General features: G+C 59.6%; 19 protein-coding genes. 16 read left to right on the top strand and 3 right to left on the bottom strand.

Annotated elements, in window-relative coordinates; all coding sequences use genetic code 11:
* Window positions 1–56: 56 nt before the first annotated feature.
* Complete coding sequence (locus AC07RZ_RS14325) at window positions 57–743, bottom strand: Bax inhibitor-1/YccA family protein (protein WP_494668403.1); 687 nt, start codon at window positions 741–743, stop codon at window positions 57–59.
* A 259-nt stretch (window positions 744–1,002) separates the two neighbouring features.
* Here AC07RZ_RS14325 and ndk point away from each other — a divergent pair, with 259 nt between their 5' ends.
* The 16 genes from ndk to AC07RZ_RS14405 all read left to right on the top strand — a co-directional run bounded on the left by ndk (window position 1,003) and on the right by AC07RZ_RS14405 (window position 17,394).
* Complete coding sequence (gene ndk, locus AC07RZ_RS14330; RefSeq protein ID WP_014005898.1) at window positions 1,003–1,410, top strand: nucleoside-diphosphate kinase; 408 nt, start codon at window positions 1,003–1,005, stop codon at window positions 1,408–1,410.
* Window positions 1,411–1,496: 86 nt separating this feature from the next.
* Entirely contained in the window at window positions 1,497–2,672 is a 1,176-nt protein-coding gene (rlmN, locus tag AC07RZ_RS14335; protein WP_494668404.1) for a dual-specificity RNA methyltransferase RlmN, read from the top strand.
* The gene (gene pilW / locus AC07RZ_RS14340) at window positions 2,669–3,511 is read left to right on the top strand and encodes a type IV pilus biogenesis/stability protein PilW (protein WP_494668405.1); all 843 of its coding nucleotides are present in this window, start codon (window positions 2,669–2,671) and stop codon (window positions 3,509–3,511) included. The genes rlmN and pilW overlap by 4 nt, the downstream gene beginning before the upstream one ends.
* Complete coding sequence (locus AC07RZ_RS14345; RefSeq protein ID WP_494668406.1) at window positions 3,504–4,454, top strand: RodZ domain-containing protein; 951 nt, start codon at window positions 3,504–3,506, stop codon at window positions 4,452–4,454. The genes pilW and AC07RZ_RS14345 overlap by 8 nt, the downstream gene beginning before the upstream one ends.
* A 23-nt stretch (window positions 4,455–4,477) precedes the next feature.
* Entirely contained in the window at window positions 4,478–5,743 is a 1,266-nt protein-coding gene (gene ispG / locus AC07RZ_RS14350) for a flavodoxin-dependent (E)-4-hydroxy-3-methylbut-2-enyl-diphosphate synthase (protein WP_494668407.1), read from the top strand.
* 40 nt (window positions 5,744–5,783) lie between these two features.
* Window positions 5,784–7,169, top strand: coding sequence for a histidine--tRNA ligase (gene hisS / locus AC07RZ_RS14355; RefSeq protein ID WP_494668408.1), 1,386 nt, complete (start codon window positions 5,784–5,786; stop codon window positions 7,167–7,169).
* Between the two features lie 24 nt (window positions 7,170–7,193).
* Complete coding sequence (locus AC07RZ_RS14360) at window positions 7,194–7,844, top strand: tetratricopeptide repeat protein (protein ID WP_092392423.1); 651 nt, start codon at window positions 7,194–7,196, stop codon at window positions 7,842–7,844.
* A gap of 21 nt (window positions 7,845–7,865) precedes the next feature.
* Window positions 7,866–9,008, top strand: coding sequence for an outer membrane protein assembly factor BamB (bamB, locus tag AC07RZ_RS14365; RefSeq protein WP_494668409.1), 1,143 nt, complete (start codon window positions 7,866–7,868; stop codon window positions 9,006–9,008).
* A 21-nt stretch (window positions 9,009–9,029) separates the two neighbouring features.
* Window positions 9,030–10,373 (top strand): ribosome biogenesis GTPase Der, encoded by a 1,344-nt coding sequence (der, locus tag AC07RZ_RS14370; protein WP_144742424.1) that lies wholly within the window; start codon window positions 9,030–9,032, stop codon window positions 10,371–10,373.
* A gap of 140 nt (window positions 10,374–10,513) precedes the next feature.
* Entirely contained in the window at window positions 10,514–10,750 is a 237-nt protein-coding gene (gene hfq, locus AC07RZ_RS14375) for an RNA chaperone Hfq (RefSeq protein ID WP_019141241.1), read from the top strand.
* Window positions 10,751–10,795: 45 nt separating this feature from the next.
* Complete coding sequence (hflX, locus tag AC07RZ_RS14380) at window positions 10,796–11,944, top strand: GTPase HflX (RefSeq protein WP_494668410.1); 1,149 nt, start codon at window positions 10,796–10,798, stop codon at window positions 11,942–11,944.
* Between the two features lie 82 nt (window positions 11,945–12,026).
* Window positions 12,027–13,322 (top strand): FtsH protease activity modulator HflK, encoded by a 1,296-nt coding sequence (gene hflK, locus AC07RZ_RS14385; protein WP_494668411.1) that lies wholly within the window; start codon window positions 12,027–12,029, stop codon window positions 13,320–13,322.
* A complete protein-coding gene (hflC, locus tag AC07RZ_RS14390) occupies window positions 13,322–14,218 on the top strand; it encodes a protease modulator HflC (protein ID WP_092392433.1) in 897 nt (298 codons plus the stop codon). The genes hflK and hflC overlap by 1 nt, the downstream gene beginning before the upstream one ends.
* A gap of 166 nt (window positions 14,219–14,384) precedes the next feature.
* A complete protein-coding gene (locus AC07RZ_RS14395; RefSeq protein WP_494668412.1) occupies window positions 14,385–15,533 on the top strand; it encodes an ATP phosphoribosyltransferase regulatory subunit in 1,149 nt (382 codons plus the stop codon).
* A gap of 3 nt (window positions 15,534–15,536) precedes the next feature.
* The gene (locus AC07RZ_RS14400) at window positions 15,537–16,850 is read left to right on the top strand and encodes an adenylosuccinate synthase (RefSeq protein ID WP_092392437.1); all 1,314 of its coding nucleotides are present in this window, start codon (window positions 15,537–15,539) and stop codon (window positions 16,848–16,850) included.
* A gap of 7 nt (window positions 16,851–16,857) precedes the next feature.
* Window positions 16,858–17,394, top strand: coding sequence for a phosphoribosyltransferase (locus AC07RZ_RS14405; protein ID WP_014005912.1), 537 nt, complete (start codon window positions 16,858–16,860; stop codon window positions 17,392–17,394).
* A 63-nt stretch (window positions 17,395–17,457) separates the two neighbouring features.
* Here AC07RZ_RS14405 and AC07RZ_RS14410 read toward each other — a convergent pair whose 3' ends face one another.
* Complete coding sequence (locus AC07RZ_RS14410) at window positions 17,458–18,672, bottom strand: Gfo/Idh/MocA family protein (RefSeq protein WP_494668413.1); 1,215 nt, start codon at window positions 18,670–18,672, stop codon at window positions 17,458–17,460.
* 2 nt (window positions 18,673–18,674) lie between these two features.
* The gene (locus AC07RZ_RS14415; protein ID WP_494668414.1) at window positions 18,675–19,727 is read right to left on the bottom strand and encodes a sugar phosphate isomerase/epimerase family protein; all 1,053 of its coding nucleotides are present in this window, start codon (window positions 19,725–19,727) and stop codon (window positions 18,675–18,677) included.
* Window positions 19,728–19,755 lie beyond the last annotated feature (28 nt).

The following is a 19,755-nucleotide window of genomic DNA, read 5'->3' on the forward strand; positions in this document are numbered from 1 at the left end:
CGCCCGGCAATAAAAAAAACCGGCCTTGGCCGGTTTTTTATTGCATGCAGCATTGCTTAGTTTCGATTGCCGCCGAAAATTCCCAGCAGGGACAGCAGGTTGACAAAAATATTGTAGACATCCAGGTACAGGCTCAGCGTTGCCGAGATGTAATTGGTTTCGCCGCCATTGATGATGCGTTGCACGTCGTACAGGATGTAGGCCGAGAAAATCGCGATGGCGATCACCGATACCGCCAGGTAGAGCGCCGGGATCTGCAGGAAAACATTGGCCAGCGAAGCCAGCAGCAGCACCACGACACCGGCAAACAGCCATTTCCCCATGTTCGAGAAATCGCGCTTGCTGACCGTGGCGATGCTTGCCATGACGACAAATACGCTGGCGGTGCCGCCGAAAGCCATCATGATCAGCGAGGCGCCGTTCGAGAAGCCGACCAGCGTATGGCCGATCAGGCGCGACAGCATCAGGCCCATGAAGAAAGTGAAGCCGAGCAGGAGCAGCACGCCCCAGCCGGAGTTCTTGGTCTTTTCAATTGCATAGAAGAAACCAAACGCTATGGCCATGAAGCCGATCAGCGGACTTTTTCCGAAGAAGCTGAAGTCCATCTGTACCCCCAGCCAGGCGCCGGCAATCGTCGGCAGCATGGACAGGGCCAGCAGCCAGTAGGTGTTGCGCAGCACGCGGTGCTGTACGCTCAGCGCGGTGCTGCCGGGAGAGTAGGTCGGTTGCAGGTTCGGGTTCATCAGGGACTCCTTTGGAAATTGCAAAAGTATTAAACTGTTGCGATCATAGCATCTACTTCAACATCATTACATGAGACAACAAGGCCGCAAAGTGGTTCTCAGACCTTTTTTAAGGGTTTTCTATGGCACGCGGCTTGCGTTTTGGCTGGTTTTGACGATTCTACATGGGTGTTTCGTGTTAAAATCAAAGGTTGATTGAACTATTAACCAGTCATTTAAATAAGCAGCTTAACCCTTTCATTTTATTGGAGTTTTTCAGATGGCAATTGAACGCACCCTGTCGATTATCAAACCGGACGCAGTGGCAAAGAACGTAATCGGTCAGATTTACACCCGTTTTGAAAACGCTGGCCTGAAAATCGTTGCTGCCCGCATGACGCACCTGTCGCGCGCAGAAGCAGAAGGTTTCTACGCGGTTCACCGCGAGCGTCCTTTCTTCAAGGACCTGGTCGATTTCATGATCTCCGGCCCAGTGATGATCCAAGCGCTGGAAGGCGAAAACGCAGTACTGAAGCACCGCGACCTGATGGGCGCAACCGATCCTAAGAAGGCAGAAAAAGGCACCATCCGTGCTGACTTCGCTGACTCGATCGATGCCAACGCAGTGCACGGTTCGGACGCAGTGGAAGCGGCGAAGGTTGAAATCGCTTATTTCTTCCCAGCGTAATTGTTTTAAATGCTTTGCATAGTTGGGGGCAGGGAGGCGCGCCGCACGGCGCCCCTGTCCTGCAATTATTTTGAATTGGAAATGCCATGACTGCTCTCACCAACCTGCTGGATCTGGATCCCGCACAACTGACCGCTTATTGCGGCGAGTTGGGTGAGAAGCCGTTTCGCGCAAAACAACTGCTGCGCTGGATTCATCAATTCGGCGCACACGATTTCGATGCAATGACAGATCTGGCCAAGTCATTGCGTGACAAGCTGGCGACGCGGGCAATGATTGCCGCTCCCGCCGTGATCAGCGATCATACTTCAACCGACGGCACCCGCAAATGGCTGCTCGACGTCGGCCAGGGCAATGCGGTGGAGACGGTGTTCATTCCCGAAGAAAACCGCGGCACCCTGTGCATTTCGACCCAGGCCGGCTGCGCCGTGAACTGCCGCTTCTGCTCCACCGGCAAGCAAGGCTTCAGCCGCAACCTGACCGTCGGTGAAATCATCGGCCAGTTATGGATGGCCGAGTTTGAGTTGCGCAAATCCAAGGGCATCGAGCCCGGCCACAAAGGCGAGCGCCAGATCACCAACGTGGTGATGATGGGCATGGGCGAACCCTTGCTGAACTATGAGCCGACGGTGACCGCGCTCAAGCTGATGCTGGACGATAACGCCTACGGCCTGTCGCGCCGCCGCGTGACCTTGTCTACCAGCGGCGTAGTGCCGATGATCGACAAGCTGTCGCAGGACTGCGCGGTAGCGATGGCGGTATCGCTGCATGCTTCCAACGACACCTTGCGCGACGGCCTGGTGCCGCTCAACAAGAAATATCCGCTGCGCGAGCTGATGGCGGCCTGCAAGCGCTACCTGGAATTCGCGCCGCGCGATTTCATCACTTTTGAATATTGCATGCTGGATGGCGTCAACGATACCGACGCCCATGCGCGCGAACTGATCGCGCTGGTACAGGGCCACGCAGGCGGGCCAGCCGTACCTTGCAAATTCAACCTGATCCCGTTCAATCCTTTTCCCGAGTCGGGATTGAAGCGCTCGAACAATCCGCGCATCAAGGCTTTCGCCCAGGTCCTGATGGACGCCGGCATCGTCACCACCGTGCGCAAGACGCGCGGCGACGATATCGACGCTGCCTGCGGCCAGCTCGCCGGCGAAGTGCAAGACCGGACTCGGGTGCAGGAACGCATGCAGAAAATGACCGAATATCAACAGAAATTCGGGAAGAATTTTGGCCGTATCATCGAGGTGTCTCAGTGATAGAAAAAGTAAGCAGCAAGCTAGGGAGCTGGCAATGCCGGCTGGTGTTCGCCACGGCTACCTTGTCGTTATTGACCGGCTTGAGTGCTTGCACCACGCCTCCGTCGAGCAGCGACAGCGAGGGCGGTTCGCGCCGCGAACTGGCGACCAGCTCAGACCAGACCGAAGCGCAGCGCCGCGCCGGCATTCGTTTGCAGCTGGCGATCGGTTATTACGAACAGCACCAGCTGGAAGTCGCGCTGGACGAGATCAAGCAGGCTTTGGTGGCGGATCCTGAATTGGGCGATGCCTATAGCGTGCGTGGACTGATCTACATGGAGATGTCTGAAAATCGCCTGGCCGACGACAATTTCCAGCACGCCCTGCGGCTGTCGCCGAGCAATCCGGATTACGCCAACAACTATGGCTGGTTCCTGTGCCAGAACGGCCGCGCCAAGGAATCGATCGCGCAATTCGAGACGGCGCTGAAGAGCCGCAACTACCAGTCGCCGGCAAAAGCCCTGACCAACGCCGGGGTCTGCAGCCTCAAATTCAACGATACCGCGGCGGCGCAGCGCTACCTGTCGCAGGCGTTCCAGTTCGATGCCAGCAATCCCCTGACGAACGCCAAGCTGGCGCAGCTGGCGTATGACCGCAACGATTATGAACGGGCCCGGTTTTATATCGGTCTCGTATTGAAAACCGATGTGCAGAATGCGGAAGCATTATGGACAGCCATCAAAGTGGAGCGCAAGTTGGGTGACACAGCTGCAGAGGCAAGTTTGGCGACGCAATTGCGCCGTCGTTTTGGTGGCTCCCCTGAATTCGCTGCATATCAGCGCGGGGCGTTTGATGAGTGAGCATGGACAGCTGAAAATCGCGGATGCCGACCTCGCAGGCGAGGAAAGCGCAGTTCCTGAAGCCGCCAGCGCCGTGCCGCTATCGCTCGGCGAGCAGCTGGCAGGCAGGCGGCAAGAACTGGGCTGGTCGGTGCAGGATGTGGCCAGCCACCTGAAGCTGGCGCCGCGCCAGATCGACGCCATGGAAAACGATAATTTCGCTGCGTTGCCTACCATGGTGATGACGCGCGGCTTTATCCGTTCCTACGCAAAGCTGCTGGGCCTGGATGCGACCGCCTTGCTGGCGACCATTTCACCGGCCGTGACTGCGCAGCCGACAGCCAGCACGGTGCATGGCAGTCCTTTGTCGACGCCTTTCTCCGAATCCCGCTTCAGTTTGATGGGGCGCAATAAATTTGCTTATAAATGGCTGGTGGTGCTGGCGGTATTGCTGTTGCTGCTGGCGGTGGCGATACGGCTGGACGTGATACCCGTGGTGCAGAATACGCTGCAGTCGCTGGCAGAAAAATCGGCCGCCGCGAGCAGCGCGGCAAGCACGGAAGGCAAGGCCGCAGCGCCTGCCGTCGAAACCCAGGCTGTCGATGCAGCGGCCAACGCGCCTTTGACTGCCGCTCCTGCCCCTGCCGCGAGTGCGGCGGCGGTGCCCGAGACTGGCGTCGATGCAGCGCCGGCGAACACCCAGGTAGTGAGTCCGGCGCCAGCCAGCGGCGGTGAGCTGAGCCTGAACTTCCGCCAGGATTCATGGGTCGAAATCAAGCGCGCCGACAATACCGTGCTGATCTCGCGCCTGGCCAAGGCGGGCAGTACGGAAACGGTGGATATGTCGCAGCCGGTCAATATCATCATCGGCAATCTTGCCGGCGTCGACGCGACGCTGCGCGGTGTGCCGGTTGACCTCAAGGCCGGCTCCAAAACCAATGTGGCCAGATTGAACCTGAAATAAGCGTGATGGAAAGAGAGCAGCCCATGCCGCAGACGAATTTGCCAATAAGTTCAGGGCCGAGCGTGCGCCGCCTTAGCCGCGGCGCAACGATCAGCTACGGCGATCGCAAGATCGTGGTTGGCGGCGGCGCGCCGGTGGTGGTGCAGTCGATGACCAATACCGATACCGCTGATGCGATCGGTACCGCGATCCAGATCAAGGATCTGGCGCGCGCCGGTTCCGAGCTGGTGCGCATTACCGTGAACAATCCGGAAGCGGCGGCGGCCGTGCCGGCGATCCGCGAGCAACTGGACAAGATGGGGATAGACGTGCCGCTGGTGGGGGATTTCCACTACAACGGCCATACCCTGCTGAACGATTTTCCCGAGTGCGCCCAGGCATTGTCGAAGTACCGCATCAACCCGGGCAATGTCGGCAAGGGCGCCAAGCGCGACACGCAGTACGCACAAATGATCGAAGCCGCCTGCAGGTACGGCAAGCCGGTTCGCATCGGCGTCAACTGGGGCAGCCTGGACCAGGCGCTGCTGGCGCGCATCATGGACGAAAACGCCTTGCGCAGCCAGCCGTGGCCGGCGCAAGCAGTCATGTATGAAGCACTGGTGACCTCCGCGATAGAAAATGCGCAGCGCGCCGAAGAGCTCGGATTGGCGGCCGACCGCATCATCCTGTCGTGCAAGGTGTCGGGCGTGCAGGACCTGATCGCCGTCTACCGCGAATTGGCGCGGCGCTGCGATTATCCTTTGCATCTCGGCCTGACCGAAGCAGGCATGGGCAGCAAAGGCATTGTCGCTTCGACCGCAGCGTTGTCGGTGCTGCTGCAAGAAGGCATAGGAGACACCATCCGGATTTCGCTGACGCCGGAACCGGGCGGCGACCGCACGCGGGAAGTGATCGTCGGCCAGGAAATCCTGCAAACCATGGGCTTGCGCAAGTTCGCGCCGATGGTGATTGCCTGTCCGGGTTGCGGCCGCACCACCTCGACCGTGTTCCAGGACCTGGCGGACAAGATCCAGACCTACCTGCGCGACCAGATGCCGGTCTGGAAAAAAGCCTACCCAGGCGTCGAAGGCATGAATGTGGCGGTGATGGGCTGCATCGTGAACGGCCCGGGCGAATCCAAGCATGCGAACATCGGCATCAGCTTGCCTGGCACCGGCGAATCGCCGGCGGCGCCGGTGTTCATCGATGGCGAGAAAAAACTGACGCTGCGCGGCGAACGGATTGCCGAAGAGTTCCAGGCAGTGGTGCTGGATTACGTGAAGAGCCACTACGGCCAGGCAGCAGCCTGATCCGAATAAATATTAATCATTACCTGCGTATTGAAAAAGAATGTCTGAAAATAAGAAAGCCGAAAAAATCGTCGGCGTAAAAGGTATGAACGATATCCTGCCGGCCGATGCTGCCTTGTGGGAATTGTTTGAAAACACGGTGGAGTCGGTGCTGAAGAGCTACGGTTTCCAGAAAATCCGCACGCCTATCGTCGAACCTACCGCCTTGTTTGCACGCGGCCTTGGCGCCGTGACCGATATCGTCGAAAAGGAAATGTATTCGTTTACCGATTCGATGAACGGCGACAACCTGACCTTGCGTCCGGAAAGCACCGCCGGCGTGGTGCGCGCCGCGATCGAACATAACCTGACTTACGACGGCCCCAAGCGGCTCTGGTACAACGGCCCGATGTTCCGCCATGAGCGCCCGCAGCGCGGCCGCTACCGCCAGTTCCACCAGGTCGGCGCCGAAGCCCTCGGCTTTACCGGTCCGGATATCGACGCCGAACTGATCATGATGTGCCAGCGTCTGTGGGACGACCTCGGCTTGCAGGATGTGAAGCTGCAACTGAATTCGATCGGCGATGCGGAGGAACGCAACCGCCACCGTGCCGACCTGATCGCCTACTTTGAACAGCACAAGGACTTGCTGGACACCGATGCGCAACGCCGCCTGCATTCCAATCCATTGCGTATCCTGGACACCAAGAATCCGGTCATGCAGGAAATGGTTAACGGCGCGCCGCAACTGCTGTCCTACCTGGGCACGGAATCGCTGGCGCACTTTGAAGGCGTGCAAAAGATCCTGAACCACAACAATATTCCTTTCACCATCAACCCACGGCTGGTGCGCGGCATGGATTACTACAACCGCACCGTGTTCGAGTGGGTCACCGACCAGCTCGGTTCGCAAGGCACGGTATGCGGCGGCGGCCGTTACGATCCGCTGGTGGAAATGTTTGGCGGCAAGCCGACCCCGGCCTGCGGTTTTGCGATGGGCGTCGAGCGCTTGCTGGAACTGATGCGCGCCAACGGCGAGCAGGCCGTGCGCAACGAATGCGATGTGTACCTGGTGCACCAGGGCGAAGCAGCGCAGCTGCAATCGTTCGTGCTGGCCGAGCGTTTGCGCAATGCCGGACTGGATGTTGTGCTACATTGCGCCTCGTCCAATGCCGGCGGCAGCTTCAAGTCGCAGATGAAACGCGCTGACGCCAGCGGCGCTGCCTACGCCATCATTATCGGCGAGGACGAAGTGGCGAACCAGACTGCGACCGTCAAGACCCTGCGCGCCGAAGTCGATGGCGATGCCGAAAAAACTAGTGCCGGCAATCAAAGTGTCGTACCTTTCGATGCGGTCAGCGATTATCTGGTCGACCAGATCGTCGGCGCCGGCGACGATCACGGCCACGACCACGACCATGGCGACCACGTCCACTATCATCATTAATTCATTACTAAAAACTAAAATCATATGGCATTCGATCTCGACGAACAGGAACAACTGGCAACGCTTAAGGATTGGTGGAACAAATACGGCAATCTGACCACCTGGGTGCTGATTATTGCCCTGGCTGCCTACGCCGGCTGGTCCGGCTGGAATTATTACCAGCGCAGCCAGTCCTTGCAGGCTTCGCAGCTATACGACGAGCAGCAAAAGGCTGTTGCCGGCAAGGACAACGCCAAGGTGCAGCGCGCCGCTGCCGACATACAGCAGAAGTTCGGCCGCACCGCTTACGCCGGCATGGCCGCCTTGTCGGCGGCCAAGGTGGCTTTTGACGCCAACGACCTGAATGCCGCGAAGGAGCAGCTGCAATGGGTGGTTGACCACGGCCGCGACGAAGACTACAAGGCGCTGGCCCGGATCCGCCTGGCCGGCATCCTGCTCGACCAGAAAGCTTATGACGACGGCTTGAAAGTGCTGGCGGCAGACCTGCCGGCGCCTTTCGCCAGCGCAGCGGCTGACCGCAAGGGCGACATCCTGGTAGCGCAGAACAAGCTGGACGAGGCGCGCGCCGCCTACCAGCTGGCGCTGGACAAGATGGATAGCAAGAATCCTGGCAAGGAATTGATTCAATTGAAACTTGATGCGATTGGCGGAGCTCCAGCCAAAGCCGCGGCCTGATAATTCGGAAAAAGGAAGAATATGCGTGTGAAGACTTTGCGAGCTGTTGCCTGTGCCGGTGCTTTCTTGATATTGGGCGGCTGTTCCTTGTTCAGTAGCAAGAAGACAAGCAACCTGCCTGCGCCTTTGGTTGAATTTACACAAAGCCTCAAGGTGCAACCGGTCTGGAAACAGTCGATCGGCAGCGCTTCGATCTTCGCTTTCTCGCCTGTGGTTGCCGGCGACAGCGTGTTTGCCGCAGCGGCTGACGGCACCGTGGCGCGCATCAACGCCGCCAACGGCACGGTTGCCTGGCGCATCAGCGCGGGTACGCGCCTGACCGCCGGCGCCGGCAGCGACGGCAACACCGTCGCGGTGGCAGGCGAAAAGGGCATTGTGCTGGCGTTTGACGGCCAGGGTAAAAAAATCTGGCAGGCGCAAGCCTCCAGCGAGATCTTGTCGGCTCCGGCTGTAGGCCAGGGGCTGGTGGTCGTGCGCAGCCAGGACAACCGGATCGCCGCTTATGATGCGGCAACCGGCGAGCGTCGCTGGGCCGTGCTGCGCACCTTGCCGCCGCTGACCCTGCGTTCGGCGCCGGGCATCCTGGTTGTTCCGCAGGCAACTTTCCTGTCCCTGCCGGGGGGGCGCTTGTCGGCGTTGAACCTGACTAACGGCGGTCCCTGGTGGGAAATGGCGATCGGCGATCCGCGCGGCACCACCGAGCTGGAGCGGGTAGCCGACGCTTCCGGCATGCCGGTGATTGTCGGCCGTGATGTCTGCGCCGTGGCCTACCAGGGCCGGGTCGGCTGCTTTGATGCCGGCAGCGGCACCGCGCACTGGGCCAAGCCGTTTTCCAGCGATGTCGGCGTCGGCAGCGACGGCAAGAACATCTATGCGGCAGACGAGCATGGCGCGGTGTCTGCGTTCACCTTGGACAGCGGTGCTGTAGTATGGCAAAACAAGAAGCTTGCCAACCGTGTGCTGACTACGCCTGCCGTCTTGCCTAAGGCGGTAGTCGTGGGCGACTATGAAGGATATATCCACTTCCTGTCGCGCGACGACGGCGCCCTGATCGCACGGATTCGCGCGGACAGCAGTGCGGTCCTGCCGAACCCGGTGGTGGCAGGCTCCAACGTGATTTTTCAAACAAAATCCGGAACACTGATCGCGATTGCGACAGAGTAACAACTTAGTGAAAACAACTTAATGAAGCCAGTAATTGCACTTGTAGGACGTCCCAATGTCGGCAAATCGACCTTGTTCAATCGCCTGACGCGTTCACGCGATGCCTTGGTCGCCGATTTGCCCGGCTTGACTCGCGATCGCCATTACGGCGAAGGGCGGGTCGGTGAACGGCCATTCCTGGTGATCGATACTGGCGGTTTCGAGCCGGTTGCCAAAGACGGCATCATGCACGAAATGGCGAAGCAGACCAAGCAGGCGGTGGCGGAAGCCGATATCGTGATTTTCATCGTCGACGGCCGCCAGGGCCTGACGCCGCACGACAAGACCATCACCGATTTCCTGCGCAAATCGGGCCGTTCCGTGATGCTGGTGGTGAACAAATCCGAAGGCATGAAATACACGTCGGTCACCGCTGAATTCTACGAACTCGGCATGGGCGATCCCTATGTCATTTCGGCCGCCCATGGCGACGGCGTGACCGACCTGGTGGAAGAGTCGCTGGACCTGGCTTTCTCGCAGCGGCCGTCGGAAGAGGCGGAGCCGGAAGACAAGGACCGCGGCGTCAAGATCGCCATCGTCGGCCGTCCTAACGTCGGCAAGTCGACCCTGGTCAATACCTTGCTGGGCGAAGAGCGCGTGATCGCGTTCGACATGCCGGGCACCACCCGCGACTCGATCGAAATCCCGTTCGAACGCGACGGCAAGAAGTACACCTTGATCGACACTGCCGGCATCCGCCGCCGCGGCAAGGTATTCGAGGCCATCGAGAAATTTTCCGTGGTCAAGACTTTGCAGTCGATCTCGGAAGCCAATGTGGTCTTGCTGCTGCTCGATGCGCAGCAGGATATCTCCGAGCAGGACGCGCACATCGCCGGCTTCGTGCTGGAAACCGGGCGCGCGCTGGTGGTTGGCGTCAACAAGTGGGATGGCCTGACCAGCGACCGCCGCGATGAAATCAAGATGGATATGGATCGCAAGCTGAACTTCCTTTCATTTGCGAAATTCCATTTTATTTCCGCGCTGAAATCCACCGGCATCACGCCTTTGATGAAGTCGATAGATTCTGCGTACGCAGCGGCCATGTCCAACCTGACTACGCCGAAGCTGACGCGCGCCTTGATCGAGGCGGTAGAGCACCAGCAGCCGCGGCGCAAGGGTTCGATCCGTCCGAAGCTGCGTTATGCCCACCAGGGCGGCATGAATCCGCCTATCGTCGTCATCCACGGCAACGCCCTGGAATCGATCGAAGACAACTATAAGCGTTATCTGGAAAAACATTTCAGAGAAACTTTTTCGCTGGTTGGGACTCCATTACGCATCGAGTTCAGATCCAGTCGGAATCCATACGCTCGCCAGGAAAAATAATTTTTTAAAAACACTTTTTTCTGAGCAGTAAATCCGAAAATCGTTTACATTCGTAAAACACCCACCGAGTCATTCGCAGAGTTTATTCTCGATTTCAGTTTGCATCTGACTTCTAATCACAACAACACAGTGGAGTAGCCATGAGTAATAAAGGGCAATTGTTACAAGACCCGTTTTTGAACGCCTTGCGTAAAGAGCATGTTCCGGTTTCCATCTACCTGGTCAACGGCATCAAGCTCCAAGGCCATATCGAATCCTTCGATCAATACGTCGTTTTACTGCGTAATACCGTTACCCAAATGGTATACAAACACGCCATCTCAACCGTAGTTCCTGCACGCGCTGTCAATCTGAATCTTGAATCTGAAGCAGAATAACTATTTGCCATCGGCGAGGGCCGTAGCAGCAACTCAAAAAATCCTATGCGCGCAGCGCTAGTCGGAGTGGACTTCGGCAAAGGCGACTTTGCCGCAAGTCTCGAAGAACTGTCTTTGCTGGCCAAGTCTGCCGGCGCGGTGCCGCTCGTCACCATCACCGGCAGGCGCGGCAGTCCTGACGCCGCCTTGTTTGTCGGTTCAGGCAAGGCACAGGAAATAGCCGACGCCGTGTTTGACGATGAACTTGAAATAGTCATTTTCAATCATGCGCTGTCGCCAGCCCAGCAACGCAATCTCGAACGTGTACTGAAAGTAAGAGTACTGGATCGCACCAGCCTGATACTCGACATCTTTGCCCAAAGAGCCAAAAGCCATGAGGGTAAAGTACAGGTGGAGCTTGCACAGCTGCAACATCTGGCGACGCGGCTGATCCGCGGCTGGACTCACTTGGAACGGCAAAAGGGTGGTATCGGCTTGCGCGGTCCGGGTGAAACCCAGCTGGAAACCGACCGCCGCTTGCTGGGCGACCGGGTCAAGGCCCTGCGCGCCAGGCTCGACAAGCTGCACCGGCAGCATGCAACGCAACGGCGCGCGCGCGGGCGCAGCGCCACTATTTCGATTTCGCTGGTGGGTTACACCAATGCCGGCAAATCAACCTTGTTCAACGCGCTGGCGAAGGCCGGCGTGTATGCGGCGGATCAGTTGTTCGCTACGCTGGACACCACCTCCAGGCGGGTTTACCTGGGCGAGGCGGGCAGTGTGGTGATTTCCGACACGGTCGGATTCATCCGCGAATTGCCGCATCAGCTGGTGGCGGCATTCCGGGCGACCCTGGAAGAGACCATCCATGCCGATTTGCTATTGCATGTGGTGGATGCGGCCAGTCCGGCGCGCATGGAGCAGATCGAGCAGGTAAACCTGGTGCTGAAGGAAATCGGCGCCGACCATATTCCACAGGTTCTGGTGTGGAACAAGATTGACGCGGCGGAACTGGAGCCGGCGGTCGAACGTGATGAGTATGATAAAATTCAGCGAGTTTTTGTTAGCGCGCAAAAGGGCCAGGGCCTGGATTTATTGCGGCAGGCTATCGCCGAATTCGTGACCGGCAACCGGACATCCGGCGATCAGGCGGACGACGATCAGGTGGCAGCGGCATATTCGATACCGGCCGTCGGCAATACGCAGCAGCTGTAACACCGTTCTAAAGTTTTGAAAGCAAGCGCCTCTAACGAGCATTCCAACCTATTTGTTTCATTTACTTAAAGATAACGATCGAATGCTTGGTACCTTATTCAAAAAACTTGGTGTTAAATTTTCGTTGAACGACCCGCAATGGGGCCGGAATTCGCAAAATGACAACAAGCAAAATAACGATGGCAAAAAGCCAAACAACGGCCCCCCGGACCTGGACAAGCTGTGGCAGGATTTCAACCAGCGCCTGACGCGCCTGCTGGGCAACAAAAACGGCGGTGGCGGCGATCCCAGTGGGGGCGGCTTCAATCCGGGCATGAAAGGCGCCGGCGTCGGCGTCGGCGCGATTGCGGCGGTGGTTGCCTTGCTGTGGCTGGCCAGCGGTTTCTTTACCGTGCAGGAAGGCCAGACCGGCGTCGTGATGACTTTCGGCAAGTACAGCCATTCGACCACTCCTGGTTTTAACTGGCGCTGGCCTTACCCGATCCAGAGCCATGAAATCGTCAACGTGTCCCAGGTGCGTACGGTCGAGGTCGGCTATCGCGCCAACGCCAAGAACAAGCAACCCAAAGAAGCCCTAATGCTGACCGATGACGAAAACATCATCGATATCCAGTTTGCCGTCCAGTACACGCTGAAAAGCGCATCCGACTGGGTTTTCAACGTCCGCGATCCGGAAGAAACCGTGCGCCAGGTGGCGGAAACCTCGATTCGTGAAATCGTCGGCAAGAACAAGATGGATTTCGTCCTGTACGAAGGGCGGGAAAAAGTGGCGCTCGATACGAGCCAGCTGATGCAGCAGATCCTCGACCGCTACAAGGCCGGCGTGCAGATCACCAATGTCACGATGCAAGGCGTGCAGCCGCCGGAACAGGTGCAGGCCGCGTTTGACGATGCGGTGAAAGCAGGCCAGGACCGCGAGCGCCAGAAGAACGAAGGCCAGGCTTACGCCAACGACGTGATTCCGAAGGCGCGCGGCGCGGCATCGCGCTTGCTGCAGGAAGCGGAAGCGTACAGCGCCCGCGTCACGGCCAATGCCGAGGGCGATGCCTCGCGTTTCAAGCAGGTCCTGACCGAGTACCAGAAAGCGCCTGCCGTCACGCGGGACCGGATGTACCTGGATACCATGCAGCAGATTTTCGCAAATACGACCAAGGTGATGGTCGACGCCAAGAGTGGGAGCAATTTATTGTATTTGCCATTGGACAAGCTGATTTCACAATCGGTGGCTAACGCCGTGCCGGGCTCGGGCAGCACAGCGGGCAGCGCCGGCGCAGCGTCGCCGGGAATGAAGGACGGCGCCAGCACCGTGGAGACGCGGCCGCAGCCGGATGACCGTTCGCGTGACAGCCGCGACTCCCGCGATCGGGAGGGCCGATAATGAATCGTCTCATCTCCCTGCTGATATTCGTGTTCGCCGCGCTGTGGCTGGTATTTTCGACCATCTTCGTGGTCGACCAGCGCCAGTATGCGATCCTGTTCGCTTTTGGCGAAGTCAAACAGGTGATCAACCAGCCCGGCCTGCATTTCAAGTTGCCGCCGCCGTTCCAGAACGTGCTGTTCCTCGATAAACGGGTCCTGACCATCGATCCGCCGGATACAGACCGTTTTATTACCGCGGAAAAAATGAATATCCTGATCGACGCCTTTGTGAAATGGCGGATCACCGATCCGAAACTGTATTTCGTCAGTTTCGGCGGCGATGAAAAACGCGCCCAGGACCGCATGTCGCAAATCGTCAAAGCCGCGTTGAATGATGAAATCACCAAGCGCACCGTGCGTGAAGTGATTTCGGGCCAGCGCGGCAAGGTGATGGATTCGATTCGTCAAAAGGTGCAGGACGAATCCAAGCAGATCGGTGTCGAAATCATCGATGTGCGCCTGAAGCGGGTCGATTACGTCGACCAGATCAATGCCTCGGTTTACGACCGCATGAAGTCCGAGCGCTTGCGGGTTGCCAATGAATTGCGTTCGACCGGTTCGGCCGATTCGGAAAAGATCCGTGCCGACGCCGACAAGCAGCGGACCGTGATCCTGGCGGAAGCGTATCGCGATGCGGAAAAGATGCGTGGTGAAGGCGATGCCAAGGCTTCGCAGATTTATGCCCAGGCATTCGGCCAGAATCCCGAGTTCTACAAGTTCTATCGCAGCCTTGAAGCTTACCGCGCGAGCTTCAAGACCCGCCAGGACTTGATGGTGATTGATCCGAACTCGGAATTCTTTAAATATTTCCGTAGTCCGGCCGGCGGCGGAGCGGTAGCGCCTGCAAAGAAATAGATTTTTGCTGCAGGGCTAAAGTTGTCTGGGAATGGCGCCCTCGCTTGAGGCGCCATTCCTTATTTTCGACGGCCATATAACTGTGTTTGTTTTATTGGTAACCGAATCCCCCGGTCTTTAGCCGAATTGATCCACAAAAGTAATTTTCCCTAGATTCATTTTTCCTATGCCAAATTGGCTTCTCCCTGAAAACATCGCCGACGTCTTGCCGTCCGAAGCGCGCAAGATCGAAGACCTGCGGCGCCTGATACTGGATAATTTCCGCCTGTACGGCTACGAGCTGGTCATGCCGCCCATGCTGGAATACCTGGAATCGCTGCTGGCCGGCGCCGGCCAGGATACCGACCTGCGCACCTTCAAGCTGGTCGACCAGCTGTCCGGCCGCACCCTCGGCATCCGTGCCGACATGACCACCCAGGTGGCGCGCATCGACGCCCACCTGTTGAACCGCGAATCGGTCACCCGGCTGTGTTACGTCGGCAGCGTCTTGCATACCCGCCAGATCGGCTTGCACGCCACCCGCGAGCCGTTGCAGATCGGCGCCGAAATCTACGGCCACCTGGGGCTCGAAGCCGATGCCGAGATCCAGGAACTGGCGCTGGCGACCCTGGCGCTGGCCGGGATCACCCAGGTACGCCTGGATTTGTGCCATGTTGGCATCTTGCGCACGATTATCGGCGGCGACGACGCCGCCAAGCTGGACGAATCCGAGCTGGTTGCATTGCTGGAAGCCAAGGATCTACCTGGTCTGCGCACTATCAGCGTCAGCTACAAGCCGGACACCCGGGCCGCCTTGCTGGCCTTGCCAGGTTTATATGGCGACGCCGGCGTTTTGCAGCAGGCGCGGCAGGTGCTGCCGGCGCTGCCGGCCATCGCCAAGGCACTGGACGAACTGGAAACTTTGGCGGAAGCAGCCGGGAAAGATTGCGTTACCGTCGATTTAGCCGATTTACGCGGGTATCATTACGAAAGCGGGCTGATTTTCGCCGCCTACGTGCCGGGCCTGCCGAATGCGATACTGCGCGGCGGCCGCTACGACGTTGGCGCGGCGTTCGGCCGTTCGCGTCCCGCCACCGGCTTCTCGATGGATTTGCGAGAGCTGGCAAGACTGATTCCGGTAGCAACCCGCAAGCGCGCGATCCATGCGCCTTGGGGCATTGAAGCAGGTTTGAAGGAAAAGATCGTTGAATTGCGCAAGGCTGGGGAAGTTGTGATCCAGAGTCTGCCCGGTCATGAAAACGATCAAGACGAGTTCGATTGCGACCGCGCGGTTGTACTCGAAAATGGAAACTGGATTATCAAAAATTTGGACTAAGTGATGTTACAGAAAAGCACCGCAAAAAACGTCGTTGTGATTGGCACCCAATGGGGCGACGAAGGAAAAGGCAAGATCGTTGACTGGCTTACCGACCACGCACAGGCAGTCGTGCGTTTTCAGGGCGGCCATAACGCTGGCCATACATTGGTCATCGGCGGTCACAAGACGGCATTGCAGCTGATCCCGTCCGGCATCATGCGCCCCGGCGTCGCCTGCTACATCGGCAACGGCGTGGTGCTGTCGGTGCCCGACCTGCTGCGCGAGATCGACAAGCTGCAGGTGGCCGGGGTGGAAGTCGCATCGCGCCTGAAGATTTCGGAAGCATGCCCGATCATCCTGCCTTACCACACCGCACTCGATGCAGCGCGTGAAGCAGCGCGCGGCGACGCCAAGATCGGCACCACCGGCAAGGGCATCGGCCCGGCCTATGAAGACAAGGTTGCCCGTCGCGCGATCCGCGTGGCCGACCTGCTCAACGAGAAGCGTTTTGCGGAAAAGCTGGCGGCCAACCTGGAATACCACAACTTTGTCCTGACCAATTACCTCAAGGCGCCGGCGGTCGATTACCAGAAGACGCTGGACGACGCCCTGGCGACCGTACCGCGCCTGCGGCCGATGGTGGCCGACGTCTCGAGCGACCTGTACGCCGCTTACAACAACGGCGCCAGCCTGCTGTTCGAAGGCGCGCAGGGCAGCCTGCTGGATGTCGATCACGGCACCTATCCATTCGTTACCTCGAGCAACTGCGTGGCCGGCAATGCCGCTGCCGGCAGCGGTGTCGGCCCTAACATGCTGCATTACATCCTGGGCATCACCAAGGCTTACACCACGCGCGTCGGTTCCGGCCCGTTCCCGTCGGAACTGCCAACCGACCAGGGCGTCGGCAAGCACCTGGCCAGCGTCGGCCACGAGTTCGGCACCGTCACCGGCCGCGCCCGCCGCTGCGGCTGGTTCGACGCCGCGCTGCTCAAGCGTTCGGTGCAGATCAACGGCGTGTCCGGCATGTGCCTGACCAAGCTGGACGTACTGGACGGCCTGGAAACGCTGAAGCTGTGCACCGGCTACACGCTCAACGGCAAGACCGTCGACATCTTCCCGGTCGGCGCCGAAGACGCTGCGCTGTGCCAGCCGATCTACGAAGAAATGCCGGGCTGGAGCGAATCCACGGTCGGCGCCAAATCGATGGACGCCTTGCCGGCCACGGCGCGTGCCTACATCAAGCGCATCGAAGAATTGGTAGGCGTGCCTATCGATATGGTTTCGACCGGTCCTGACCGTGAAGAAACCATCGTTTTACGCCATCCATTTAAATAAAAGCAATATGAACAAATCAGATGATAAAGACCTGTGGGTCTCGTGGGATGAATATCACCGCATAATTGAAAAACTGGTATTGAACGTGCACGCATCCGGCTGGCAGTTCGACCAGGTCTTGTGCCTGGCGCGCGGCGGCCTGCGTCCGGGCGACGTGTTTTCGCGCATTTTCGACGTGCCGCTGGCGATCCTGTCGACCAGTTCCTACCGCGAAGATGCCGGCACGGTGCGCAGCGAACTCGACATCGGCAAGCACATCACCATGAGCCGCGGCGCCTTGTCCGGCCGGGTGCTGGTGGTGGACGACCTGGTCGATTCCGGCGTGACGCTGGACAAGGTCCTGCATCACCTGAAGGAAAACTATGCGCCGGTGACCGAGGTGAAATCGGCAGTGATCTGGTGGAAGGCATGTTCTTCGCTGAAACCGGATTTCTACGTCGATTACCTGCCGACCAATCCGTGGATCCACCAGCCTTTCGAGGAATACGACAGCCTGCGTCCGCACCAGCTGGAAGCCTGGAGCAAAAAGGGCGTATCGCGATAACCAAGCGCGCTGAACAAAAAGCCCCGTTGCTCAGGCAACGGGGCTTTTTTACGCCTGTGCCGCCTATGCCTGTTGTGCCAGGCTGACCCAGCTGGCATCCTGCGCGTGGCTGCGCAGCACCGCTTCGATGAATTCCATCCCTTGCACGCCATCCTCGACCGTGGTGAGGAAACGGCTATGGCTCGGAATGGGGCGGCCATCGTTGCGCGCGGCGATCTGCTGGGCCGCGTCGACATACAGCTGGGCAAACGCTTCCAGGTAGCCTTCCGGATGGCCGGCCGGGACCCGGGTGGCATGTTCCGCGGCTAGGCCTTGCACACGGCCGCGCGTGAGGCATTGCGCCTGGCCGCCTTGCGGCGTGAACCATAGCTGGTTCGGGTTCTCCTGGTCAAACGCCAGGCTGGCCTTGCTGCCGTACAGGCGCAGCCGCAGCGCATTCTCGCAGCCGGTGGCGACCTGGCTTGCCCACAGCGTGCCGCGGGCGCCGTTGGCGTAGCGCAGCATCACTTGCACATGGTCGTCGACCAGCCGGCCCGGCACGAAGGTATGCAGCTCGGCCAGCAGTTGGTCCGGGGTCGCGCCGCTGACGTATTGCGCCAGCTGGTAAGCGTGGCTGCCGACGTCGCCGAGGGTGCCCGCCGGACCGTTGCGCGCCGGATCGGAGCGCCAGCCGAGCGCCGCCGGATCTTGCGTGCCGCCGTTGGCGGCGGCCGTCGCGGCGGGTATTTCGTCGGCCAGCCAATCCTGGGAATACTCCACTTGCAGCAGGCGCAGTTCGCCGAGCGCGCCGGATTCAACCAGTTCCTTGGCATGGCGCACCATCGGGTAGCCGGTATACGTATGGGTCAGGGCAAACACCAGGTTCTTGCGTTGCGCCAGGGCGGCCAGCGCTTGCGCCTCTTGCAGGGAAACGGCGAGCGGCTTGTCGCAGATGACGTGGATGCCGGCTTCCAGGAACGCGGTGGCGACCGGCGCGTGCAGGTAGTTGGGCGTGACAATCGCCACCACATCGATACCGTCCGGGCGGGCGGCTTCGCGCCGCGCCATCTCGCGATAGTCGGAATAGCTGCGGCTGCGCTCCAGGCGTATCGCGGCGGCGCTCGATGCCGCCCGCAGCGGGTTGCCGGACAGCGCTCCCGCCACCAGTTCGTAGTGATCGTCGAGCCGTGCCGCCATGCGGTGCACCGCGCCGATGAAAGCGCCGTCGCCGCCGCCCACCATGCCCAGCCGCAAGCGCCGTGGCAGCCTGGTTTCCTGTTTGCCGTGGTTGATTCCCATGTCTAGTCCAATCCTAATATGTGTGCAATCTGCGAGGCTGGCACCTGGGCGCCGGCAAAATCGTCGAAAGCGCGTTCGCTGACGCGGATGATATGGCTGCGGATGAATTGCGCGCCTTCGGCCGCGCCGTCTTCGGGATGCTTGAGCGCGCATTCCCATTCCAGCACCGCCCAGCCGGGAAAATCGTACTGCGCCATCTTGGAAAAGATGGCCTTGAAATCGACCTGGCCGTCGCCCAGCGAGCGGAAGCGTCCGGCCCGTTCCTGCCAGTCGGAAAATCCGCCGTAGACGCCTTGCCGGCCAGTGGGGCGGAATTCCGCATCCTTGACGTGGAACGCCTTGATGCGCCGGTGGTAGATGTCGATGAAGGCCAGGTAGTCCAGCTGCTGCAGCAGGAAGTGGCTGGGATCGTACAGGATGCTGGCGCGCGGATGGTGGTCGACCGCTTCCAGGAAACGTTCGAAAGTCACGCCGTCATGCAGGTCTTCGCCGGGATGCAGTTCATAACAAAGATCGACGCCGGCGTCGTCGAAGGCGTCCAGCACGGGGCGCCAGCGCCGCGCCAGTTCGGCGAATGCGGTTTCCACCAGTCCTGCCGGACGTTGCGGCCAGGGATACAGGTAGGGCCAGGCCAGGGCGCCGGAAAAAGTGACATGCGCGTGCAAGCCGAGCCGGCGCGAAGCGATGGCCGCGCAGTGCAGCTGATCCTCGGCCCAGGCAGTGCGCGCCGCCACGTCGCCACGCAACGCCGGCGGCGCGAAACCGTCGAACAGCACATCGTAGGCCGGATGGACCGCCAGCAGCTGCCCTTGCAGGTGGGTCGACAGTTCGCTGACCTGCAAGCCGTGCTGCGCCAGCATGCCGGCGATATCGTCGCAATACGCCTGGCTTTGCGCTGCCAGTTCAAGGTTGAACAGGCGCGCGTCGGTAGGCAGCTGCAGGGCCTTGTAGCCCAGCGCGGATGCCCACCTGGCCAGGTTTTCCAGGGTGTCGAACGGGGCCTTGCCGCCCATGTACTGGGCCAGAAACAGGGCCGGACCTAGTATCGTTTTCACGGTGCATTCCTTTCGTGCAGAACATGCA

The organism is Collimonas sp. GW821-FHT07E08 (assembly GCF_059418905.1).